This window comes from Streptomyces avidinii, assembly GCF_045161815.1.
GTDB classification, from domain to species: domain Bacteria; phylum Actinomycetota; class Actinomycetes; order Streptomycetales; family Streptomycetaceae; genus Streptomyces; species Streptomyces avidinii.
In genome coordinates this window covers 2162346-2177741 of record NZ_CP108863.1, presented here as the reverse complement: position 1 = coordinate 2177741, position 15396 = coordinate 2162346, and the positions used below count along the sequence as shown (strand labels likewise).

General features: G+C 73.6%; 12 protein-coding genes. 10 read left to right on the top strand and 2 right to left on the bottom strand.

Going from position 1 to position 15396, the window contains the following annotated elements:
- Positions 1-33: 33 nt before the first annotated feature.
- Entirely contained in the window at positions 34-2661 is a 2628-nt protein-coding gene (locus tag OG373_RS09710) for a BTAD domain-containing putative transcriptional regulator (protein WP_405437494.1), read from the bottom strand.
- A 5-nt stretch (positions 2662-2666) separates the two neighbouring features.
- Positions 2667-3671: an AfsA-related hotdog domain-containing protein gene (locus OG373_RS09705; RefSeq protein ID WP_405437492.1), complete on the bottom strand. Its 1005-nt coding sequence runs from the start codon at positions 3669-3671 to the stop codon at positions 2667-2669.
- A gap of 424 nt (positions 3672-4095) precedes the next feature.
- Between OG373_RS09705 and OG373_RS09700 the strand changes: the two genes are divergently transcribed.
- The 10 genes from OG373_RS09700 (at position 4096) to OG373_RS09655 (ending at position 15374) form a co-directional block, all read left to right on the top strand.
- Positions 4096-5541: an MFS transporter gene (locus OG373_RS09700; RefSeq protein ID WP_405437491.1), complete on the top strand. Its 1446-nt coding sequence runs from the start codon at positions 4096-4098 to the stop codon at positions 5539-5541.
- A 41-nt stretch (positions 5542-5582) separates the two neighbouring features.
- Positions 5583-6530: an AIR synthase-related protein gene (locus OG373_RS09695; RefSeq protein ID WP_405437489.1), complete on the top strand. Its 948-nt coding sequence runs from the start codon at positions 5583-5585 to the stop codon at positions 6528-6530.
- A gap of 167 nt (positions 6531-6697) precedes the next feature.
- Positions 6698-7297, top strand: a complete 600-nt coding sequence (locus OG373_RS09690; RefSeq protein ID WP_405437488.1) for an acyltransferase — start codon at positions 6698-6700, stop codon at positions 7295-7297.
- Between the two features lie 434 nt (positions 7298-7731).
- Positions 7732-8901, top strand: coding sequence for a hypothetical protein (locus OG373_RS09685; RefSeq protein WP_405437486.1), 1170 nt, complete (start codon positions 7732-7734; stop codon positions 8899-8901).
- The gene (locus OG373_RS09680; RefSeq protein ID WP_405437484.1) at positions 8898-9668 is read left to right on the top strand and encodes a WecB/TagA/CpsF family glycosyltransferase; all 771 of its coding nucleotides are present in this window, start codon (positions 8898-8900) and stop codon (positions 9666-9668) included. The genes OG373_RS09685 and OG373_RS09680 overlap by 4 nt, the downstream gene beginning before the upstream one ends.
- A complete protein-coding gene (locus OG373_RS09675) occupies positions 9668-10924 on the top strand; it encodes a nucleotide sugar dehydrogenase (protein WP_405437482.1) in 1257 nt (418 codons plus the stop codon). Before OG373_RS09680 ends, OG373_RS09675 begins: the two co-directional genes overlap by 1 nt.
- Before the next feature lie 4 nt (positions 10925-10928).
- Positions 10929-12071, top strand: coding sequence for a non-hydrolyzing UDP-N-acetylglucosamine 2-epimerase (wecB, locus tag OG373_RS09670; RefSeq protein WP_405437480.1), 1143 nt, complete (start codon positions 10929-10931; stop codon positions 12069-12071).
- 22 nt (positions 12072-12093) lie between these two features.
- On the top strand, positions 12094-12843 hold the full coding sequence (locus tag OG373_RS09665) for a chain length determinant protein (protein ID WP_405437478.1): 750 nt from the start codon (positions 12094-12096) through the stop codon (positions 12841-12843).
- Complete coding sequence (locus OG373_RS09660; RefSeq protein WP_405437476.1) at positions 12840-14291, top strand: lipopolysaccharide biosynthesis protein; 1452 nt, start codon at positions 12840-12842, stop codon at positions 14289-14291. Before OG373_RS09665 ends, OG373_RS09660 begins: the two co-directional genes overlap by 4 nt.
- A 6-nt stretch (positions 14292-14297) precedes the next feature.
- Complete coding sequence (locus OG373_RS09655) at positions 14298-15374, top strand: hypothetical protein (protein ID WP_405437474.1); 1077 nt, start codon at positions 14298-14300, stop codon at positions 15372-15374.
- The last annotated feature ends 22 nt before the right edge of the window (positions 15375-15396 follow it).

Below are 15396 nucleotides of genomic sequence, written 5' to 3'. Positions count from 1 at the left end.
CTCCGTGGGGGGATCGCGGGGACGGTCTCTCGGTCATGTGGGAACACCCGCCGGGTGGATCCGCCAGAGACCCGGGCGGATCTCCACGGCACGCGACACGGAGCCGGAGCCGGAGCCCGATCGCAGGCCCAGCGCGCGCAGGGAGCGCAACGCGTACACCTCCAGCCGCTGGTCGCGCAGGGTGCCCGCCAGTTCCAGGCACGCGCCGAACCAGGCCCGGGCGGTCTCCGGCTCCTCCTGGGCCAGCGCGAGCAGTGCGCGCGCACGGCTCGCCTCGAAGCGGCCGCGCGCGCGGCCGGGCGCCGACAGTGCGCCGAGCGCGTGCTCCAGCAGGGCGGCGGCCTCCACCGACTCCCCGGCATCCAGCCGCAGTTCGGCCAGTCCGACGAGTGCGCGCGCCACCTCCTCCTCGTCGTCCGACTCCCGGGCGAGCGCCAGGGCGGCCGAGAACAGCTCGTGTGCCCGGGCCACCCGCCGGTACTGCCAGGCGAGTTCGCCCAGTGAGCGCAGCATCCGAGCCCGGGCCGACCGGTCCCCGCACCGCTGCGCCGCGTCCAGGGCCAGCGCGTACGTGGCCTCACCGTCGTCCGGCACCCACCCGGCCAGGGCGTCCGTCAGCCGTACGGTCAGCGCCCACAGCCCGGCCCCGTGCGCGGCCCGGGCCAGCCGTACGAGCCCCCGCGCCCCCGAGTCCGACAGATGACCCGGCTCCGCTGCGGCGTCCGCGTACGCCCGGCACACGCGCTCCGTCGCCGCGCGCGCCACCTCGGGCGGGTCCTCCAGGGCCAGCCGCTCCACCGCCAGCAGCCGCAGCAGCTCCGGGAGGTGCCAGCCGTCCCGGGCCACCGCCACCAGCCGCTCGTCGGCCAGGGCCTCCAGCGCCACCGACGCCCGGGGCTCGGACAGGCCCAGCGCGGCCGCGGCCTGCCGGACCCCGAACCGGCCGGGCGGCAGCAGGGACAGCAGCCGGAACTCCCGCCGCCGGTCCCCGGGGCAGGCCGCGTACGCCTCGACGAGGCGCGCCCGGACGTCCACATCGCCGGTGCGCAGCGCGTCGAGGCGCGTGCGTTCGTCGCGCAGCCGGTCCGCCAGTGCGGCCGCCGTCCAGTGCGGCCGGGCCGCGAGCTGGGCGGCGGCGGCGCGCACGGCGAGCGGCAGCCGCCCGCACAGTTCGGCGATGTCGGCGACCGTGTCGGGGTCGCCGCCGTGCCCGGAGCCGAGGGCGGGAGCCCCGCCCCGGTGCCCGCCGAGGGTTCCGGCCGGCCCGCCGAACAGTCCCACGAGCCGCCGCGACTCCTCGGGGCGCCACGGCCCGAGCAGCATCGACCGCAGCCCGGGGAGCCCGGCGGGCACGCGGCGCGCGACGAGCAGCACCACGGCGCCCCGCACGGCCGGCAGCAGGGGCCGCACCTGGGCCTCGGAGGTCACCCCGTCCAGGAGCAGCAGGACCCGCGGGGCCGCCGGAGGGCCGTCCGCGGAGCCGGGGAGAGCACCGCAGGCGCGCACCACCCGGTCGAGGGTCTGCGCGGCGGTGGGCGGCGGGCCGATGCCGTCGTCCCGCAGGTCGAGGTGGACCCGCCCGTCGGGGAAGGCGTCCGCGACCCGGTGCGCGGCCTCGACCGCGAGGGCCGTCCGGCCGCTGCCCGGCAGGCCCGTCACGGCCACGCAGGCGCCCGCCGGGGCGGCCCGCAACATCCGTTCCAGCTCGGTGAGTTCCTCCGAACGGCCGGTGAAGCACGGGTCGGGGGCGGGCAGCGCGCCGGCCGCGGGGGACCAGGCCCCCGCGGCGGCGGCCGTGGCCGTCCCGCCGGCCCGGGCCGGACCAGTGCCCGCGTCGGTGGTGCTCCCGGCCCCGGCCGCCGCAGCACCACCCGTGCGCGACAGGGCCGGATCGCCCTCCAGGATGCGCCGCTGGAGCCGGCTCGACGCCGGACCCGGCTCGATCCCGAGCTCCTCGACGAGGGTCTCCCGCAGCAGCGCGAACACCCGCAGGGCCTCCGCCTGCCGGCCGCACCGGTACAGCGCCACCATCAGATGCGTGTGGAACTCCTCGTGCATCCGGTGCTCCGCGACCAGCTCCTGGAGCTCGGCGACCAGTTCGCGGTGCAGTCCGAGGTGCAGCTCGGCCCGGATCCGCTCGTCGAGCGCGCCGGTCCGCGCCTCCGCCAGCCGTACGGCCGCGCCCTCCAGCACCGGACCGTGCGGGGTGTCCGACAGCACCGGTCCGCGCCACAGGGCGAGCGCCCGCCGCTGCAGGTCCGCCGCGGCGGCGAAGTCCCCCTCCTGCAGCGCCTGGTGACCGCGGCGGGACAGCTCCTCGAAGGCCGCGCTGTCGAGGGCCTGCCCGTCCACCCGCAGCAGATAGCCCGGGCGCCGGGTGACGAGCGCCTCCCGGCCGTGCCGGGGATCGGCGCTCTGGAGGGTCTTGCGCAGGTGGGAGACGTACACCTGGAGCGTCGTCGTCGCGGTGCGCGGCGGCGCGTCCGGCCAGAGCTCGTCGATGAGGCTCTCCACCGACACGACCTCGTTCGCGCGGACCAGCAGCGTCCCGAGCACGACCCGCAGTTTGGCGGCCTGCGGGGCGTACGACACCGCGTGACCGCTGTCCGTGGGGACCGTATCGCCGGCCACCTCCAGCGGGCCCAGAATCCCGAAGCGCATGGCGGTCAGTAGTCCTGGACCACGGAGGTACGGGCCTCGGCCACCGCGCGGCGGCGCTGCGTCATCGTGAGCGTGACCGGGACGGTCGGCCGCCCCTCGTCGTCGCGCCCCAGCGGTCCGGCCACGGCGACGCAGCGCAGCGGCAGGTCGCGCTCGGCCGGCCCGCGGAAGTGCACCTGGCAGGCGCCGAGCGCGCTCCGCGCCGGGTTCAGCCCGTGGGTGCGGCCCGAGGCGAGCAGCGAGGTCTGGCGCATCGCCTCCAGCAGGTGCAGGCCGGAGAACTGGCCGTCCCCGCCGGTGAACACGGGAGAGACCCCGCCGGACAGCAGCCAGGTGCTCAGCCGGCCGCGCGAGACGTCGGTCGGTTCGCTGATCACGATGTTCTCGGGGGCGTAGCGGCCCGCCTCGGCGGAGTCGGCCGGACGCAGCGGCCCTTCCGGCGCGTCGTCGATCTCGGGCGCGGCCTGCAGGGCCTTGCGGGAGTGCTCGACGTGCTTGCGGTACAGGTTGGGCATCAGGAAGACCAGACCGGCCGCGCCCGTCGCGCAGGGGCGGCCGTCGATGGTCACCTGGAGGTGGAAGTCGAGCCCGCGCGGCACCTCGGCCACCACATTGGCGGGACGGGCCCTGATGTGGGTCGCCAGCGGTACGGGACGGGACCCGCCCGCGTCGGTGCGCCAGGCGGAGAGGTCCGTGAAGTCGAGGGCGAACCGGTAGAAGAGGCCGGGCCGGTCGTCGGGCACGCCGAAATAGCGGTGCCCGACGAACTCGCCGATCTCGCGCACCGTCTCGGTCGCGATCTGCAGGTCGTGGAAGTGGCCGGGGCCGTCGTTGAAGAGCGGGTGGGTGACCGGGGTCGCGCCGACGAGGGTGAAGTTCTCCTCACCCAGGCTGGGTGCGTCGAGGGCGTAGTACGCCCGCGTGGGCGGACGGTGGATCAGGTGCTGGGTGCCCGCGGTGGCGTGTCCGTGGATGGTGGGGGTCGAGGTCGTGCCGTTGTCGACTGTCATCGGACTCCTTCGTGGGGTACCCCCCTGCGGCGCGGGGCAGGGAACGGCGGCTCGCCCTGCGGGCGTGGACCGCCGGGGCTCCGGCTGGAGGAGATGCCGAGTCCCTCCTTCTGCGGAGATCCATGGTGGTCCGCCCGTACGCGGCCGGCCAGCCGCTGCCGGTGTCATCAAGGTGCATGGCAGCAACTCGTCCCGCCCCGGCCCCGGCCGCGCCGCACTACCGGCCCCCGGCTCGGCCCGGCCCGCCCGGCTCGGCCCGGACCCGGCCCGGCGGGCTTTAGCGGCCTCCATGCGCCGGGGCGGACCGTGGATCCCGAGGCCCCGCCCCCCGGGACGCCCCCACCCTCCGGGCGGGGCTTCGAACCTCCCGATCCCCCCGATGTTCGAAGCCACCGCTCGTCCCGATCCCGCCAGGGAGCCCCGTATGGTCACCACAGGGTCCGCGCGCACGCGGGACTCCGCACCCGCCGCGCCGGCCCCGCTGTCGGCCCGGCTCCGCTTCGGCTACGCCTCGGGCTCGCTCGTCACGGGCACCTTCACCACCCTCCCCGGCCTGCTGCTGCTCCCGTACCTCACCGACACCCTCGGTGTGGGCGCCGCGCTCGCGGGCGCGATCGTGTTCGTGCCCAAGGCCTGGGACGCACTGCTCAACCCCCTGGTGGGCCGGGCCAGCGACCGCACCCGTACCCGCTGGGGCGCCCGCCGCCCGTACGTCCTGCTCGGTGGCCTCGCCATGGCCCTGGCCTTCGCGCTGACCTTCGCGGGCCCGCTGCCCGGTACCGCCGGCGCCTGGTTCACGGCGGGCGGATACCTGCTCACCGCCACCGCGTTCGCCTTCTTCCAGGTGCCGTACGTCGCCATGCCCGCGGAACTCGCCGACCGCGACGAGGACCGTATGCGCCTGGTCGGCGGGCGGGTCGCGGTCATCGGCGTGGCGGCCCTGGTCACCGGCGCCGCCGCGCCCGCCCTCGTCGACGCCGGGGGCGGCGGCCTCGCCGGGCACCGCTGGGTCGGGGTCTTCGGCGCGGTGGTCATCGGCCTCGGTGCGCTCTGGGTCTTCGCCGGTACCGGCGAAGACCCAGAGCGCACCGGCCGGGTCCTGGAGAGCGAGCCCGCCCTGCGCCGCCAGTTCGCCGCCGCCCGGGGCAACGCGTCCTTCACGGCGCTGCTGCGCTGCGTGGTGGTCCAGTCCGTCGCCACCGGCGTACTCCTCGCGGGCGCCCCCTACTTCGCCGACCACGTGCTGAGGGACTCCGCCGGGGTCGGCGCGCTGGTGGTCGCCTTCGTCGCCCCCAACCTCCTCACCGTCCCTCTCTGGTCCCGGCTGCGCGGCCGCCGCGGCTACGCCTTCGCCTCCGCGCTCTTCGCCACCGGCTGCCTGCTCCTCCTCGCTGCGCCCCTGCTGCCCCTGTCGGCGGTACTGCTCGTCATGGCGCTCGCGGGCACCGGCCACGCGGGCCAACTGCTCTTCCTGTACGCGATGCTGCCGGACTGCATCGCCCGGGACACCGCCCGTTCCGAGCGCCGCCGGGCCGGCATCCTGTCCGGCCTGTTCACCACCGGTGAGGGCCTGGGTGTCGCCCTCGGCCCCTTCCTCTACGGGGTCGTGCTCCAGCTCTGCGGCTACGTCTCCTCCGGAACCGGCCGCGCCGCCGAGCAGACGGAGACCGCCGAACTCGGCATGCTGGCCGGCTTCGCCCTCCTTCCGGCCCTCGCCACCGCGGTCGCCGTCGCCCTGCTGCGCGGCTACGACCGTACGGAACCCCCGTGCCGCCCGGACCCCGCGAAGGGCCCCGGCCGCCCCTACCGACCCCTCATCCGCCGCCGCACGGATGACACGGGTGGGCGAGGCACCGCACCCCCGGGATGATGGGACGGGACGATCATGAATCGCGGGCATCGGGGGATGGCGTGACGTACACACAGGGGTGGGACGCGGCCCAGGTCGGCTTCGGCCCGGGGGTACGGACCCTGATCGAGGAGGAACTCGTACCGGACCGCGGCGTCGTCGTCCGGACCGGGACGTACGTCGTCGATCCGCCCTTCTTCGGCAACGGCGACATCGGGCGGGTCGCCGTCTGCGGCGCCGTCAACGAACTGGCCGTCACCGGCGCCGAACCCCGGCACGTCGCCCTCGGCATCGTGCTGGAAGCCGGGCTTGCGCTGGATCTGGTCCGCAGGCTCACCGCCTCCGTGCGCACCGCCGCCGCCGAGGCAGGGGTCGCGATCGCCGCCGTCGACACCCAGGTCGTCCGGGCGGGAGAGGCCGACCGGGTCTTCGTCACCGCGACGGCCTTCGGGGTGCTCGGCGGCGGCGCGCCCCTGGACCTGCACACGGTCCGGCCCGGCGACCGGATCGTCGTGACCGGGCCGCTGGGCAGCCACGCCGCGCACCTCGTCTCGCTGCGCGACGGCCTCGGGTACGAGCACCACGTGCCCAGCGACTGCGCACCCCTGGCGGGCCTGATGCGGACGGTCGGCGCCGACCTGCGCCATGCCCGGACCGTGGTCGCGGGAGGCCTGGCCGAGGTCCTGCGCCAGTGCGCCGCGGGCCGCGGGCTGACCCTGCGGGTGGACGAGGCGGCCCTGCCCGTGCGCCACGAGGCCCGGGTGGCCCTCGGCGCCCGGGGGCTGGCCCCGCTGGACGCGGCGTGCGCCGGCTGCCTGTGCCTGTTCGTCCCGCCGGAGCGCACCGGCCGGGTGCTGGCGGCGCTGCACGCCCACCCGCACGGCCGCCGGGCCGCCGTCGTCGGCGAGGTCACCGCCGACCCCATGGGCGACGTGGAGTTCCTGGCGCACGACGGTCGACTCCACGCGCGGACCGTTCCCTTCGGTTCCGTTCCCGAACGGCTGCTCTGACCGGCCCGGCCCCGGGCCGCGTCAAGTGCGTTGCGTGAACAGTCGGTTGATCTGCGCGTGAGGTGAGCCTTCGGCGCATATGCTCGCTTCGTACACCCGCATTGCGTACATCCGTACGTCGTGCAGCTGTGCTTCCGCATGCCTCGCAGCCGTAAGGGGACCGCGCCGTGAGTGTCCGTATCCAACCCTCCTCCCAGGTCGACGAGAGCGCCGAACTCGGTGAGGGAACCACGATCTGGGATCTGGCACAGATCCGCGAGGAGGCCCGGCTCGGCCGCGGCTGCATCGTGGGGCGCGGGGCGTACGTGGGGCCGGGCGTGCGGATCGGCAACCACGTGAAGCTGCAGAACTACGCGCTCGTCTACGAGCCCGCGGAACTGGGTGACGGGGTGTTCATCGGCCCGGCGGCGGTGCTCACGAACGACTTCTACCCGCGTGCGGTCGACCCCGAGGGCCGGATCAAGCGCGACGGCGACTGGGAGGCCGCCGGGGTGGTCGTCGCCGAGGGGGCCTCGCTGGGGGCCCGTTCGGTGTGCGTGGCCGGGGTGCACGTCGGGCGCTGGGCGCTCGTCGCGGCCGGCGCCGTGGTGTCCAAGGACGTACCGGACTTCGCGCTCGTCGCGGGCGTACCGGCCCGGCGCATCGGCTGGGTGGGGCGGGCCGGTGTCCGGCTGGTGGAGCGCGCGGGTGAGCCGGGCACCTGGGAGTGCCCGCGCACCGGAGCGCTGCACGACGAGAAGGACGGGACGCTCATCGAGCGAACCTGACGGAATGTCGGCAATTTAGGGCACCGGCATTTCCTCAAAACCACAATCAACGAACATCCGCGGGCATAACGTGTCCATGCACACGGGATCTGAGCAGGCAACAGGCCATGTTCAGTGGGGGGTTGTGTACGACGCGGGCACCGAGGGCAGTGCCATGTCCGGCGTGGATCCACCACGCCCGACGACACTGCCGATTCACGCGTGTCCCGGTCCGAGGCATCGCTGGGGGGATCCAGACGCCGGCTCCGGACGGTTCGTGCCATCGGCGTGACATCGCCGCGGGCACGGACGCCGTCATGCGCAGTCCCCCTCCACGGAGCGACGACCGCCAGGTCCGTCCGAGGAGAACGATCAGAGGGGGTAGGTGTGTTGGAGCCGAACAGCTCGGACATACGGGGTGCGGGGAGCACCAGGGGATTCGGGGTGGGGACCCGATGAACACCACACGATTAGAGGCACTGGCTCACGAGGACGCGTCGCTGCACGCCCTCGCCGAGCGGCTGCTCGCGCTGGCCGAGGCGGGGCTTCCCGCGATGTACCTGCCGGACGCCGAGAACTTCGTGTTCACCAGGGCGGGAGTGGTGTCGCCCGACGGCACCCGCAGCCTGGAACCGCGGGGAACGAGCACCCGGTACGCGGCCATCACCGCGCTCGGCGCCCGGTTCCTGCCCGAGGACCGCCAGCGCGCCCTCTTCGGCGGGCGCTCCGCGGCGGAGTTCACGGGAATACTCGTGGAGCGGTTGCCGGGGGTGGTGAACCTCGGCGACGCGGCGCTCATCGCCTGGGCCGCCGCGGAGACCGGCCACCCCAAACTGTCCGACGCGCTCGACCGGGTGGCCGCGCTGGACGTACCCGGCCGGCCGCAGTACACGGTCGAGGCGGCCTGGGTGCTCTCCGCCCTCACCGCCGCCCGCGCCGTGCAGGACGTGGAGGACCGCCTCGCGGTGGCCCGCGGGCGGCTGCTCGCGGCGAGGGTCGGCGACAGCCCGCTCTTCCCGCACGCCACCGCACCCGGCCTGGTCCCCGGCTACCGGTCCCACGTGGCCTGTTTCGCCGACCAGACCTATCCGCTGCAGGCGCTGGCCCGGCTGCACGCGAGCGGCGAGGACCCGGAGGCCCTCGCGGCCGCCGACGCCTGCGCCGCCCGCATCTGCGAGCTGCAGGGCGACGGCGGACAGTGGTGGTGGCACTACGACGCCCGCGAGGGCGGCGTGGTGGAGGGCTACCCGGTGTACAGCGTGCACCAGCACGCGATGGCGCCCACCGCCCTGTTCGACCTGGCCGAGGCCGGGGGAACGGACTTCGGCGCGGCGATCCGGCGCGGGCTGCGCTGGATGACCGACGTACCCGAACTCGCCGATCCCACCGGGAACCCGCGGGAGCCGATGATCCGCGAGGACTTCGGCGTGACCTGGCGCAAGGTCTACCGCGGCGACCCCGGGAAGGCCGTCCGGGCCGCTCGCGGGCTCACCACCCGGGTGGCACCGCGGGCCCGCCTCGCACCCCTCGACCGGATCTTCCGGCCGGGCGCGGTGGACCGCGAGTGCCGTCCGTACGAGTTCGGCTGGATGCTCTTCGCCTGGCTCGGAGGGCCCCGGAGATGACACGACGACAGACCCTCTTCGGGGTCCCGCTCGACCCCCTGACCATGGACGAGACCGTGCAGCGCTGCCTGGACGCGGTGCGGCGCGGAGAACAGATCGAGATCGGCATGGTCAACGCGGCCAAGTTGGTCAACATGCGGCGCGACCCCCTCCTCGCCGAGGCGGTCGCCGGCTGCGACCTGGTCCTGGCCGACGGCCAGGCGGTCGTCTGGGCCGGCCGGGTACTGGGCGTCCGGCTGCCCGAACGGGTGGCGGGCATCGACCTGTTCATGCGCCTGCTGGCCGCCGCCGAGGTGGCGGACATCCCCGTCTACCTGCTCGGCGCCCAGGAGGACGTCCTGGAGATGATGCTCGGGCAGATCTCCGAGCGCTTCCCGAAACTGCGGGTCGCCGGCAGCCGCAACGGCTACTTCGGCGACGGTGACCAGGAGGGCATCGCGGACGCCATCGCAGACAGCGAGGCGCGGCTGCTGTTCCTCGGCATGACCTCGCCCAAGAAGGAGATCTTCACCGCCGGCTACGGCAAACGCACCGGGGCCCACGTGGTCCACGGCGTCGGCGGCTCCTTCGACATCCTCGCCGGCATCACCAAGCGAGCCCCCCTGGTCTGGCAGCGGATGGGACTCGAATGGTTCTACCGCACCCTCCAGGAACCGCGCCGTCTCGGCAAGCGCTACCTCACCACCAACGCCGCCTTCCTCGTCATGACGGTCCGGGAACTCATCCACCGCACACCGTCCGCCCCTTCCGCGAACAGGAGTTACTGATGCGCGTCGTCGTCGTGGGACAGGGATACGTCGGACTGCCGCTGGCCATCCGGGCCGCCGAGGTCGGACACCAGGTGATCGGTTACGACGTGGACACCCGGCGGGTCAAGAGCCTCGCCGCCGGTGAGTCGTACGTCGAGGACGTCTCCTCCGAACGGCTGGCCCGGGCGCTGGCGCGCGGCACCTACCGTCCCAGCGAACTGGCCCGGGACTGCGGCGGCTTCGACGTCGCCGTCGTCACCGTCCCGACACCTTTGCAGGACGGAGCCCCCGACCTGCGCTACATCGAGGAGTCGGCGCACACCCTGGCCCGCTTCCTGCGCCCCGGTGCCACCGTCGTCCTGGAGTCCACCACCTACCCGGGCACCACCGAGGAGCTGTTCGCGCCGATCCTGGAGGACGGCTCCGGGCTCACCGCGGGCGCCGACTTCCACCTCGGCTACAGCCCCGAGCGGATCGACCCCGGCAACACCGTCTGGGGCTTCCAGCAGACCCCCAAGGTGGTGTCCGGAGTCGACGCCCGGTCCCTGAAGGCCGTCGAGGCCTTCTACGGGGACCTCGTCGACACCACCGTGCCGGTGCGCTCCCCCAAGGAGGCCGAGCTGGCCAAACTGCTGGAGAACACCTTCCGGCACGTGAACATCGCCCTCGTCAACGAGATCGCCATGTTCGCCCGGCACCTGGACATCGACGTCTGGCAGGCCATCGAGGCGGCCTCCAGCAAGCCCTTCGGCTTCATGAAGTTCACCCCCGGCCCGGGCGTCGGCGGCCACTGCCTGCCCATCGACCCCTCGTACCTCAACTGGCGGGTGCAGCGCGAGCTCGGCCAGAACTTCCGCTTCGTCGAACTCGCCAACGACATCAACAACCACATGCCCGAGTACGTGACGCGGCGCGTGATCGACGCGCTCAATGCCAAGCGCCGCTCGGTCAACGGCTCCAAGATCCTGCTGCTGGGCCTCGCCTACAAGAAGAACACCGGCGACGCCCGGGAGTCGCCCGCCGTGCGCATCGCGCAGCTCCTCCTCGACATGGGCGCCAAGGTCCGCGCGGCCGACCCCCACGTGGTGGAGAGCATCAAGGTCGACGCCCGTCTCGTGCGGGTCGAGCCGACCCGCAAGGAACTGGCGGCCGCAGACGTGGTGGTGCTGCTCACCGACCACGACTCCTTCGACTACCAGCTGGTCACCGAGCACGCCTCCTTCGTCCTCGACTGCCGCAACCGGGTCTCCGGACCCACCGTGGAGGTGCTCTGACCCCGTGACCAGGATCGTCTGCGTGGCCGGAGCCCGGCCCAACTACATGAAGATCAAACCGGTGATGGACGCACTGGAGCGCCGCGGCGCCGAGGTGATCCTCGTCCACACCGGACAGCACTACGACGAGTCCATGAACGACGTGTTCTTCCGCGACCTCGGCATCCGGCCGCCCGACCGCTACCTGGGCGCCGGATCCGGCAGCCACGCGCAGCAGACCGGGCGGGTCATGGCCGCCTTCGAGCCACTGCTCGACGAATTGGCCCCGGACGCCGTCGTGGTGGTCGGCGACATCAACTCCACCCTGGCCTGTGCCCTGGTCACCGCGAAGGCCGGCCCGCTGCTGGCCCATGTGGAGGCCGGGCTGCGCAGCCGGGACTGGACCATGCCGGAGGAGGTCAACCGGGTCGCCACCGACCGGCTCAGCGACTACCTGCTGGCGCCCTCGCCCGATGCCGCCGTGAACCTGCGCGCGGAGGGCTACCGGGAGGACCAGATCCACGTCGTCGGCAACGTCATGATCGACACCCTCCTCGCCAACCTGGACCGGGCCCGGCAGTCGGACATCCTGGACAGGTACGGCCTCACCCGCGGCGGATACGGCCTGGTCACCCTGCACCGGCCGGCCAACGTCGACGACCCCGGGGCACTGCGCGGCCTGCTCAAGGCCCTGGGCGAGATCGCCGACCGCTGTCCGCTGCTGCTGCCCGTGCACCCGCGGGCCGCCGAGCGGCTGGCCGAGCTGGGCGTGCCCGGCGGCATCCGGACGGTACCGGCCGCCGGGTACCTCGACTTCATCGCCCTGCAGGACTCCGCCCGCCTGGTGCTCACCGACTCCGGGGGCATCCAGGAGGAGACCACCGCGCTGGGGGTGCCCTGCGTGACCCTGCGGGAGAACACGGAGCGCCCCATCACCGTCGAGGAGGGCACGAACGTGCTGGCGGGCACGGATCCGGAGCGCATCACGGCCACCGTGAACCGGGTCCTCGACCATCCGCCCGCGCCGCGCTGCCCCGAACTCTGGGACGGCCGGGCGAGCGAGCGGATCGCCGCGGTCCTGCTCGACGGGCCGCCCGCGCACTCCCGGCCGCGCCCGACCGACCTCGTGTCGCGCGGGCCGGCCACCGATCGACAGCACGTGCTGTAAACGCAATTCGAAGGGGAAGACCATGGATCTCGCGGAGATCTGGCGGGTCATGCGCAGGCGCTGGTACGTCCTGCTGCCCGGACTGCTGATCACGGCGGCGCTCACCGCCGCCGTGTACCTGCTGGTCCCGGTGGAGTACCGGTCGCAGAGCACGGTGACCCTGCTGAACTCGAAGAAGGCCACGGTGGCCTTCGACGGCAACCCCTTCCTGAGCACCCAGGCCTCGCTCACCGGAATGGCCGACGGCCTGGCCCGCAACCTCAACTCCGACGACTCCAAGGCCGACCTCAAGGCCCTGGGCGTCACCGGAGTGCACGAGGCGAAGATCGCCGACAACGCGCTGGGCCCCTACATGTGGCTCAGCGTCGTCGGGACCGACCCGGCCGCCGTGCTGAAGTCGGACGAGATCCTCACGACGTACGCCGAGAAGCGGCTGCTGGAGTTCCAGAACCAGCAGTCGGTGACCCCCGACGCCATGATCCGGATGGCCACGATCGTGCCTCCCCAGAAGCCCGAGGCACAGACCAAGGCCAGGCTGCAGTTCCTGGTCATGGCGGGCGCGCTGGGCTTCGTGCTCAGCCTGGTGGCCACCTTCTTCGTGGAGGCCCGGGGGCGCCGGGGTGCGTCGTCCGGCAAGCACCGGCCCGCCCCGGGCGAGGGCGGCGAACCGGCCGCCTCCGACGCCGACGACCCGACGGCCACCCTGCGCATGACCGTCGCCCACCCGGCCGGCTCCGGCGCGGCCGGCTCCCGTACGGCCGGATCGCCGTGACCGGCCCGGCGGCGGACACCGAGAGCGCCGCCCCGGCGGCGCCCTCGCTGGGGCGCAAGGTCGGCTCCGCGGCCAAGTGGAGCCTGATCAACACCGTGGTCATGCGGCTCGGCAACTTCGCGACCGGCATCGTCCTGGCCCGCTTCTTCCTCGGTCCCGAGGCCTGGGGCGTGTACGGCATCGCCCAGACCGTCCTGCTGGTCCTCCTCTCCGCCAACGAACTCGGCGTCTCGCTGGCGATCGTGCGCTGGGAGGGCGACCCGCGCCGCTTCGCCCCGACCGTCCTCACCCTCAGCGCCGCCTCCAGCTGCCTGCTCTACGCCGTGCTGTTCGCGATCGCCCCCGCGGTGGCCGGGGTGCTCGGCTCGCCCGAGGCCTCCGGGGTCCTGCGCGTGATGTGCCTGTGCGTGGTCCTCGACGGCCTCTCCCAGGTGCCCGCCGGCTTCCTCACCCGGGAGTTCGCACAGGGCCGGCGGATGGCCGTCGACGGCCTCAACTTCGTCCTCAGCACCGCCGTGACCCTGCTCCTCGCCGTCGACGGCTGGGGCGCGATGAGTTTCGCCTGGGGCTCCGTGGTGGGCAACGTGGCCGCGCTCATCGGCTGTTGCCTCGCCGCCCCCGGCACCCTCAGGTTCGGCTGGGACCGGGAACAGGCCCGGGCGCTGCTCCGGTTCGGGCTGCCGCTCGCCGGAGCCAGCATGCTCGCCCTCGGCGTGGTCAACGTGGACACCATGGTGGTGGGTTCGGCCCTGGACCCCCTCGCCCTCGGCTTCTACGTGCTCGCCTTCAACATCTCCGGCTGGCCCGTGCGCATCATCTCCGAGGCAGCCCGCCGCGTCTCCTTCGCGGGCTTCTCCCGGCTGGCCGACTCACCAAAGGCGCTGGCCGCCGGATTCAGCCGTGCCCTCGGGGTCGTGATGGCCGGCACCGTACCGATCTGCGTCCTGCTCGCCGCCCTCGCCGCCCCCGTCGTGGAACTGATCTACGGCGAACGCTGGCTGCCCGCCGCCCGGGCGCTGCCCTGGCTGATGGCGCTCGGCCTGGTCCGCATCGGCTGCGAACTCGCCTACGACTGCCTGGTCGCCATCGGCCGCCGCCGCTCGCTCATCGGCGTCCAGGGACTCTGGCTGGTGATCCTGATCCCGGTCCTCGTGATCGGCGCCCGCACCGGCGGGATCGTCGGCGTGGCCCAGGGACACGTCCTGGTCGCCGGGGCCGTCGTGGTCCCGGTGTTCCTCCTCGCCCTGCACCGCGGCGGCATCCGCCTGGGCACCGTGGCCCGGGCCTGCGCCTGGCCCCTCCTCGGCGGAGCGGTGATGGCAGCCGTACTCCTCCTCCTGGAGCGGTACCTGGGCGACAGCGTGCTCGCGCTCCTGGCGACCGGAGCCGCCGGCACCCTGTGCTACGTCCTGTGCATCCTGCCCGGCCGGGCATTACTCAAGGGGTAGGCCGCCGTGACCCAGCACCGAAGGCGCCTGACGGCGTGGCTGCTCGCCGGAGTGGTCCTGGCCGTCGTCCTCACCCTCTACCGGGCGGACCGCACCGCCATGAGCGAGCACTCGGCGGCCCCCGGCGTCACCGGGAGCGCCACCCCCTCCGCCACGGCGCCACCACCCACCCCCTCGGTCCCGCCGGCCACCTCCGGCCCGCCCTCCCCGACCGCCTCCTCGCAGGGGACGGGCGAACCACCGCCCGCCACCGCCGAGCCGGCCTGCACCTCGCCCGGTACCTGCGGGTTCCCCGACGCGAGCAGCACCGGCCCGCGGATCGGGCTGGAACGGCACGACACCGGGAACATGTCCGTCAAGAAGGACGGCACGGTCATCAAGGGCTGGGACATCCACGGCTCCCTCGACATCTACGCCAACGACGTCACCGTCATCGACAGCAGGATCACCTCGACCAACTGGTGGGGCATCAACCTGCGTCCCGGCTTCGGCGGACTGAAGGTCCTGCACACCACGATCACCGCCGTACCGGGCAAGGGCCCCGACAACGGAGGCGTCAACTACGCCGTCTCCAACATGGGCGGCAGCTCGATCGAGGTCGGCTGGTGCGACATCTCGGTGTTCGGCAACGCCCTGTCCATGGGCCAGGGCGATCTGCACGACAACTACGTCCACGACCTCGTTGCCTTCCGCAACCAGGGCGGGGAATGGCAGCACACCGACGCCGTCATCAGCGGAGGCGGCAACAAGGGCCGGCTGATTATCCGCCGCAACACCCTGCTCAACCCCACCGCGGTGGACCGGGGCGCCACCGCGGCCGTGGGCCTGTTCGCCGACACCGGAGTGGTCTCCTCCGTCGTCGTCGAGGGCAACTGGCTCGCCGGGGGAGCGTATGCCCTCTACGGCGGCGGCCCCGGCGCCACCGGAATCCAGGTCACGAACAACGTCTTCTCCACGCAGTACCACCCGGCCGCCGGGGCCTACGGGGCGGCCACCGCCTGGAACGCGGGCGGCGCCGGGAACGTGTGGAAGGGCAACCGCATGTCCGACGGCAGACCCGTCGACCCCCCACCCGCCTCCTGACCACCGAGAGGACCGACAGGAC

What these genes read in the sequence shown, in the direction of transcription:
- OG373_RS09705 (WP_405437492.1), bottom strand. Translation starts at nt 3,671, where the DNA reads ATGACAGTCGACAACGGCACGACCTCGACCCCCACCATCCACGGACAC.
- OG373_RS09680 (WP_405437484.1), top strand. Translation starts at nt 8,898, where the DNA reads ATGACACGACGACAGACCCTCTTCGGGGTCCCGCTCGACCCCCTGACC.
- OG373_RS09700 (WP_405437491.1), top strand. Translation starts at nt 4,096, where the DNA reads ATGGTCACCACAGGGTCCGCGCGCACGCGGGACTCCGCACCCGCCGCG.
- OG373_RS09675 (WP_405437482.1), top strand. Translation starts at nt 9,668, where the DNA reads ATGCGCGTCGTCGTCGTGGGACAGGGATACGTCGGACTGCCGCTGGCC.
- OG373_RS09665 (WP_405437478.1), top strand. Translation starts at nt 12,094, where the DNA reads ATGGATCTCGCGGAGATCTGGCGGGTCATGCGCAGGCGCTGGTACGTC.
- OG373_RS09685 (WP_405437486.1), top strand. Translation starts at nt 7,732, where the DNA reads ATGAACACCACACGATTAGAGGCACTGGCTCACGAGGACGCGTCGCTG.
- OG373_RS09710 (WP_405437494.1), bottom strand. Translation starts at nt 2,661, where the DNA reads ATGCGCTTCGGGATTCTGGGCCCGCTGGAGGTGGCCGGCGATACGGTC.